A 5944-nucleotide genomic window follows, 5' to 3' on the forward strand; every position below is an offset into this window, starting at 1 on the left:
GCTCTTCAATGTCTGTTGCTATGCATAAACTGACAGATCTCAACTATTCGTCAAGGTAGCAAATAGTTGAGAGCGGGCTGAATAGTTACAAACAGGCTTATGAAAACAAACAGCAGTATTTCTGAAATGGCAGATAAACGGATGTAATTAGCCTTTATGTTAAGCCCCTTAACATAAAGATTTTAGTCAACGTACAGATTTTAACCAGGCTGAGAAAGTGTCTTCCGATGCGAAAAACTGGCTTTCAGTCACAGACCCATTGTCCATCCAGTAAACGGATACACTGTTTTCCTGCTTAGGCCAGTTCTGAGCAATATCTTCATCTCTGATCAGTCCTATTCTGAAACCGTAATCTCTCATCTTAGGTAACGCAAACAAACGAGTAATAAAACCGGGCATGGCCGAAATATCGGCAAGATAGACAATATTATGCGCCGACAGGTTGGAGACATTCTGCTGTTGAATCGCGTTCTTCACCCATTCTCCCCCTTCTTTATGATGGGAAAAAACAAGCCATTTGATCTGGCTGTCAATTGTGACCGGTTTATCCCACTGATCATTGACACTCACGGATGAAAGGTCCTGAGCATTACTGTATCCGGCAACCAGGATGCTGACCGTCAGCATTAACATTTGCATAACTCGTTGAATCATTTCTCTCTCCTTCACTTTGTTGCCGACTTCAGATATTTAATTTTGCGAAAGGTTCCTTTTTCTTTCATTTAACATGTGACTCAATTTTAACAGCCTACCTCAAGGTCAGTATTCATCAGTAAGTTCAGCAACACCTGATAAAACAAAAAAAATCCGCCAATAATAAAAACCGTATCACATCAGACCCTTGATCTTAAATTTCAACAAAAAACAGACAAAAACACTTTAAAAATTATTTTTTGCAAAAAACTAGCCTAACAAAGAACTTTTCTCTAAGATTTGCATCTCTCCATAACAACTTGATAATAAACACAATTCAGGAGATTACTGTGGTTTCACCCCGTTTTATCGGAAGTACACTGATCGTTGCAGGTACTGCTCTTGGTGCCGGAATGCTGGCTATTCCTATGGTTCTTGCTCCGCTGGGACTCACAATGGGCCTTGGGCTTTTATTATTTACCTGGGCTTTTACGACATTCGCGGCACTGCTGCTGCTGGAAGTCAATATCAACCACCATCCCGGCGATAACATGCATAACATGTCAGGACACTGGCTAGGCAAAGGCGGGCAGATTCTTGCTGATGTGGGTATGATATTCCTGCTTGGATTCTTACTGATGGCTTATATACTGGGAGCAGGAGAATTACTGCAATCTGCCCTTGGCTATATCGGTCTGGACGTTGATTCCAATACCAGTCGAATTCTGTTTACTCTACTTGCTGGTATCGCCATTGTGCTGGGTACGAGTCTGGTAGACCAGATTAATCGTCTGTTCTTTGTAACTATGCTGGGTACTTTTACTGTTGCCCTTTATGCTATGTTTTCATCACCCGCTGCAGGCAAAGTCGCAGAAATAAGCCAGGTTGCAGACTCTCAAATCACCATTATCCTGGCAGCGTTACCGGTTCTTTTTACATCTTTCGGCTTTATGGTAGTTATTCCGCCTCTGGTTAGCTATACCCATGGTACAGGCAAACAATTCAGTAAAGTGGTATTGATTGGCAGCCTGATCCCTCTGGTTTGCTACAGCCTGTGGTTTATGGCCTGCATGAGTACCGTAGAGCCCTCTGAACTGGCAGCTTTTTCCGGAGTACAGGAACTGGTTTCAGCGTTAGGCGGAGATTCAGCATGGCTGAATACTGTACTGAAGTGGTTTGCCGCTATGGCTTTGTTAACCTCTTTCCTGGGTGTTGCTTTATCACTGTTTGGCTTCTTTCAGGAAATTTGTGAACGCCAGAATATAATGAAGGGACGTGTACCAGCTATTGCACTGACATTATTGCCACCACTGATTATGGCATCCAGTGCTCCGGGGCAATTCCTGAAAGCACTGAGCTTTGCCGGTCTGGCATTAACGGTACTGGCTATTTTTATTCCTGTTGCTATGGTATGGCGCTGTCGCCAGGCTCCAGAACACAGCTTTACCATTCCAGGAGGCTCTGTCAGCCTGATCGCCTGCACAGCCTTCGGTTTACTACTGGTGTTTGCACAGTTCTGAGATTAAATAGCTATAGATTGAATACAGCTGCGGGGTCCCATTCAGATGGATTCTGGCAGCTGTACTATCAGCACGTTCAATTCGACGCATTCTGACATCACTGTCTCCGGGAAGCCCTCGACAGACAATCCGGTTAGCCCCCCATTTCGACAAACTATCCAACACACTTAAGTTGATACAGCCTGTATTCTTACTAATTCCTGACTATATATGATTAACACACCAGCTATGATCAAAATTTCTTATAAAGAACATAGCCATAAGTTATCACAAATTACTTTATTCTCTGTATAGCGGTTGTTTTATATACCACTATTTCTGGCGTAGAAGCCTTTTATCCCTTGATATTCAAGGCATTACAGGACAAAGAAGATACGAAATCAGCTCTAAAGTTCTGTATTGATCAAACTATGCTTTGAATGGTGGAAGTTTTTCATATCCCTTTATTTCGCTAGGATCTGCGTATAGTTTGACCCGGATCAAAATAAGGCCCTGCATCGCAGGCAAGTGCCACTTGTGTGCCTTTAAACTTCCCGGAATAAAGCCTTTATTTGCCAATTTCAGGTGAGATGACGATGTTAGAAAAATTAAAAGATCAGCAGCTGCTGAAAACACAGGCATACATTAATGGTGAATGGGTTTCAGCGGATAGTGGCAAAACCTTCTCTGTAACCAACCCTGCTAATGGTGCGGCTATTGCTGATGTTGCTGATCTGGGTGCTGAAGAAACCCGTGCTGCTATCGCTGCGGCAGATGCAGCTATGGTTGAATGGAAAGCCATGACAGCTAAACAGCGTGCTGTTGTGCTGAAAAAGTGGTTCGACCTGATGGTTGAAGCTCAGGAAGATCTGGCTCTGCTGATGACCACTGAGCAGGGTAAACCAGTGAAAGAAGCCATGGGTGAAGTGATGTATGGCGCATCTTTCATTGAATGGTTTGCGGAAGAAGGTCGTCGTGCATACGGTGATGTCATCCCTACTCACGCTAACGATAAGCGTATTTTGACCGTAAAACAGCCCATTGGTGTAGTTGCCGCAATTACTCCGTGGAACTTCCCGATTGCCATGATTACCCGTAAAGCAGCTCCTGCTCTGGCTGCGGGTTGTACGATTGTTATCAAACCATCTGAAGAAACACCTTTCTGTGCTCTGGCTATGGCTGAGCTGGCTGATCGTGCAGGCATCCCTGCCGGTGTTCTTAACGTAGTAACCGGTGTTAATGCTGCAGCCATCGGTGGTGAACTGACGTCCAGCCCGATTGTGCGCAAACTGAGCTTCACAGGTTCTACTCCTGTAGGCAAACTGCTGATGGAACAATGTGCACAGACCGTTAAGAAAACGTCTATGGAGCTGGGTGGTAACGCGCCATTTATCGTATTTGATGATGCGGATATTGATGCAGCGGTTGAAGGTGCAATCGCCTCTAAATACCGTAATGCAGGCCAGACCTGTGTTTGCGCTAACCGTATTCTGGTTCAGGCTGGTGTTCACGATAAATTTGCTGAAAAACTGGCCGCTCGCGTACAGGAAATGCAGGTAGGTGATGGTACAACACCCGGTGTTGAGATTGGTCCACTGATCAACAAAGCCGCTATTGATAAGGTAGAAAGTCTGGTTCAGCAGTCTGTTGAGCAAGGTGCTCAGATCGTAACCGGTGGCGAGCGTAATGCACATGGCGATCTGTTCTACACGCCGACTATCCTGTCTAACGTAACTCAGGATATGCCAGTGTTTACTCAGGAAATCTTCGGCCCGGTAGCACCTCTGGTCCGTTTTGAGACTGAAGAAGAAGCGATCAAGATTGCTAACAATACACCGTTTGGTCTGGCAGCTTACTTCTACTCAGAGACCATGTCCCGTATCTGGCGTGTTTCTGAAGGTCTGGAATACGGCATGGTCGCTATCAATGATGGCATTCTGTCTACCGAAATTGCACCGTTTGGTGGCGTAAAAGAGTCCGGTACAGGTCGTGAAGGCTCCAAATATGGTCTGGATGAGTACCTGGAAATCAAATATATGCTGATGGGTGGCATTCGCTAATCCCTTTCTGATCTTTTTCACTTTATAAATTACCGATCTGTGCCAGGTGGAATTTCACCTGGCATAGACCTGATCGACTGGAGAAAAACCATGACAACTAATGCTTCCCTGCAAGAAAGAAAAGAAAAAGTAATTGCAACAGGTCAGGGCAACCTGGCACCGGTATACATTGAGCGTGCTGAAAACGCTGAAATGTGGGATGTTGAAGGCAATCGCTATATTGATTTTGCAGCAGGTATTGCAGTAAATAACACAGGTCATACGCACCCGAAAGTAGTTGCAGCGGTTAAAGATCAGCTGGACAAGTTCAGCCATACCTGTGTAATGGTTACTCCATATGAGCAGTCTGTTGCCCTGGCAGAAAAACTGGTTGCAGCCGCGCCTGGTGACAGTGATAAGAAAGCGATTTTCGTAACTACGGGTGCAGAAGCGGTTGAGAACTGTGTAAAAATCGCGCGTAGCCACACCGGTCGTCCGGGCGTTATCGCATTCAATGGTGGCTTCCACGGTCGTACTAACCTGACAATGGGTCTGACGGGTAAAGTGGTACCTTACAAAGCCAGTTTTGGTCCTTTCCCGGCAGGTATCTTCCATGCACCTTACCCTAACGAGTATCACGGTGTAAGCATCGAAGATTCTCTGAAAGCACTGAACATGCTGTTCACTTGTGACATCGAGCCGTCTCAGGTTGCAGCGATCATTATCGAGCCTGTACAGGGTGAAGGCGGTTTCTACCCGGCCCCTGTTGAGTTCCTGCAGCAGCTGCGTGCGATCTGTGATCAGCACGGTATCATGCTGATCTGTGACGAAATTCAGACGGGTTTTGCCCGTACCGGTAAAATGTTCGCCACTGAATACGCAGGTATCGAGCCAGATCTGATGACAATGGCTAAAGGTATCGCTGGCGGCTTCCCTCTGGCAGCAGTAGTCGGTAAAGCTGAAGTTATGGATTCTGCTCCTGCCGGTGGTCTGGGTGGTACTTATGCAGGCGCACCTATGGCATGTGCTGCATCTTTGGCGGTACTGGAAATCATCGAAGAAGAGAAACTGGCTGATCGTGCTCTGGCGATTGGAGAGCAGATGGTTAGCCGCCTGAATGGTCTGAAAGAAGAGTATCCGCAGGTTATTGGTACCGTTCGTAATCTGGGTGCCATGATCGCGATGGAGCTGGTTCAGAATGGTGATTCTGAGCAGCCTAACCCTGAACTGACTAAAGCCCTGGTTGCGGAAGCATCTAAACGTGGCCTGATTCTGCTATCATGTGGTATCCGCAGCAACGTTATTCGCTTCCTGCCTGCACTGACGATCAGTGATGAAGTGCTGAATGAAGGCATCGACATTCTGGCTGGTCTGATGGCAGATCTGGCTAAGTAATCCCGATCTCCCCTCCGGAAAGTCTTATACCGACTTTCCGGTTGTTCAGTGAGTCATTAACAGAACAGATCAATCTGCCCCCCCAGAAAGTGAACAGTTCTGTTAATGCAGACGGGCAAAGCCTTTTCTCCTCTGGCTGAGCCCGTTTTTTATACTCCTTCAATTTTAGCGACATAGACTCAGATCAGGGCACATTGGCGGCAAGGCTGTTCTGCTCTTTCACTTTCCCTTCAATTATCTCTTTTATTTCGGATACTATCCTATATTATCTGTGCCGCAGTTTATATCTAGTCAGCCCTGAAAAGCCCTTAATAGACTGTTTTTAAAACAAATTAGCTATTCAGGCATGGATCATTTCGACCAGGAGCGGTAAGCTGT

The 5944-nt window shown here is 46.0% G+C and carries 4 protein-coding genes; 3 read left to right on the forward strand and 1 reads right to left on the reverse strand.

The window, feature by feature from the left end; genetic code table 11:
- Positions 1-186: 186 nt before the first annotated feature.
- Positions 187-654: a hypothetical protein gene (locus H4O21_RS23790; protein ID WP_182812276.1), complete on the reverse strand. Its 468-nt coding sequence runs from the start codon at positions 652-654 to the stop codon at positions 187-189.
- A 329-nt stretch (positions 655-983) separates the two neighbouring features.
- Here H4O21_RS23790 and H4O21_RS23795 point away from each other — a divergent pair, with 329 nt between their 5' ends.
- The 3 genes from H4O21_RS23795 (at position 984) to gabT (ending at position 5566) form a co-directional block, all read left to right on the forward strand.
- Positions 984-2153: an amino acid permease gene (locus tag H4O21_RS23795; protein WP_182812281.1), complete on the forward strand. Its 1170-nt coding sequence runs from the start codon at positions 984-986 to the stop codon at positions 2151-2153.
- Positions 2154-2728: 575 nt separating this feature from the next.
- Positions 2729-4192, forward strand: a complete 1464-nt coding sequence (locus H4O21_RS23800; RefSeq protein ID WP_182812283.1) for an NAD-dependent succinate-semialdehyde dehydrogenase — start codon at positions 2729-2731, stop codon at positions 4190-4192.
- 90 nt (positions 4193-4282) lie between these two features.
- Complete coding sequence (gene gabT, locus H4O21_RS23805) at positions 4283-5566, forward strand: 4-aminobutyrate--2-oxoglutarate transaminase (protein WP_182812286.1); 1284 nt, start codon at positions 4283-4285, stop codon at positions 5564-5566.
- Positions 5567-5944: the final 378 nt, after the last annotated feature.

The sequence above is a fragment of the Oceanospirillum sediminis genome (genome assembly GCF_014164585.1).
Classification (GTDB): Bacteria; Pseudomonadota; Gammaproteobacteria; order Pseudomonadales; family Halomonadaceae; genus Oceanospirillum; species Oceanospirillum sediminis.